The 2,104-nt window shown below is 39.7% G+C and carries 1 protein-coding gene; it reads right to left on the bottom strand.

The window, feature by feature from the left end; translation table 11 throughout:
- A partial coding sequence (gene dnaE / locus P8M54_RS06815; protein WP_300286553.1) for a DNA polymerase III subunit alpha occupies positions 1–2,104 on the bottom strand: 2,104 nt, incomplete at both ends.

The following is a 2,104-nucleotide window of genomic DNA, read 5'->3' as shown; positions in this document are numbered from 1 at the left end:
ATCCCGCACTCTCAGCTACGGAGTTATCAAACTGGGTTACATATAAATCCGAGTCTTTTGCTGTAGTTACAGGTACGTAATTGGTAATATCCGAAGGTGTGATAATTACTCCACAGGCATGAATACCGGTGTTACGCATGGATCCTTCTAAAATTTTTGCTTGCTGAATAGTTTCTCCTGCTAAATCTCCTTCGTTTGCAATAGCGATCAATTCTTTTACCTTATCGAACTCTTCTGATGACTTCAGGGATTTTTTAACATCATCTTCGCTCTCCGAAATAAAACGAGCTAGATTCCATTTAGATGGCATCATCGTTGGAATCAACTTGGCAATTCTGTCTGCCTCAAACAAAGGCAAATCCAGTACACGCGCCGTATCTCGAATAGCTGACTTGGTCGCCATTTTACCATAAGTAATAATTTGCGCTACTTGATTAGCACCATATTTTTTAATTACATAATCCATTACACGACCTCGACCTTCATCATCAAAGTCAATATCAATATCGGGCATGGACACACGATCCGGATTCAAGAAACGCTCAAAAAGCAAATCGTACTTAATCGGGTCAATATTGGTAATTCCCAGACAATACGCAACGGCAGAACCCGCTGCCGATCCACGACCAGGACCTACCGACACATCCATTTCACGGGCTTTGGCAATAAAATCCTGAACAATCAAGAAGTACCCCGGATAACCAGAGTTGGAAATGGTCAACAATTCAAAATCCAAACGTTCTTGAATGGCTGGCGTCAATTCTCCATATCTTTTTTCGGCACCAACCATCGTTAGGTGTCGTAAATAAGCGTTTTCACCTCTTACTCCGTTGTCAACCTCATCCTCGGGATTAACAAACTCCTCTGGAATATCATATTTAGGAAGCAATACATCCCGATACAAAGAATAAATTTCAACTTTATCTATGATCTCCTGAATGTTGATAATTGCATCCGGCAAATCAGCAAAGAGTTTCTTCATCTCTTCATCTGATTTGTAATAATACTCCTGATTAGACAAACCATAGCGGTAGCCACGACCCCGACCTATTGGCGTAGCCTGCTTTTCACCATCTTTTACACAAAGTAAAATATCGTGTGCATTGGCATCTTCTTTATTTAAATAATAGGTATTGTTAGTGGCAATTAGTTTTACCTCATGTTTTTGAGCAAACTCAATTAAGGTTTGATTTACTCTATTTTCATCCTCTTGATTGTGGCGCATGATTTCAAGATAGAAATCGGCTCCAAATTGGGCTTTCCACCACAGCAAGGCTTCTTCAGCTTGATTTTCACCAATATTTAATATCTTACTCGGAATCTCTCCATATAAGTTTCCGGAAAGGACCATAATATCCTCTTTGTATTGCTCTACGATTTTCTTGTCGATACGAGGCACATAATAAAAGCCATTAATATTGGCAATGGAGGCCATTTTAGCTAGATTATGGTAGCCTTTTTTATTTTTAGCAAGCAAAACAACTTGGTAACCGTTGTCTTTTTTGGATTTATCCAAATGGTTTTCGCAAATATTGAACTCGCAACCTACTATCGGCTTCATTTCGGTTTCCGTAGGTTCTTCTCCACTTTCGATGAGAGCTGCATTTTTGGCGGAAGCCGATTTATTATGATTCATGACTGCACTCACAAAGTGAAAAGCACCCATCATGTTTGCCGTATCGGTCATGGCCACGGCTGGAAATCCGTTTTTGGCTGTAGCCGAAACCAAAGGACCAATACCAATGGTAGACTGCAAAACCGAAAACTGCGTGTGATTGTGCAAATGCGCAAATTTGGCTTCCGCCAAAACTTTTTTATTCTCTAAAAGTTCACTTTTAGATATTCCCGTGTTTTGGGTATCACCAAACTGTTGTCTGATCCTATCCGAAGCTTGTTTTAAATTGATATGTTTTAAACCAATAAGCTGAATTTCTCTTGGATTCTTTGATTGGAAATCTTGAAAGTAGGAACCGGGAACGTCCAGCTCTTCTTTGGTGAAAATTTCTTTCCGAATCAATTCTAAAAAACAGCGTGTAGTTGCTTCTACATCGGCAGTGGCATTGTGCGCTTCTGAGAACGGTTTGTTAAATAAAAACTGGTGTAA

This window comes from Flavobacterium sp., from assembly GCF_029242675.1.
Classification (GTDB): domain Bacteria; phylum Bacteroidota; class Bacteroidia; order Flavobacteriales; family Flavobacteriaceae; genus Flavobacterium.
This window is presented reverse-complemented; position numbering and strand designations above follow the sequence as displayed.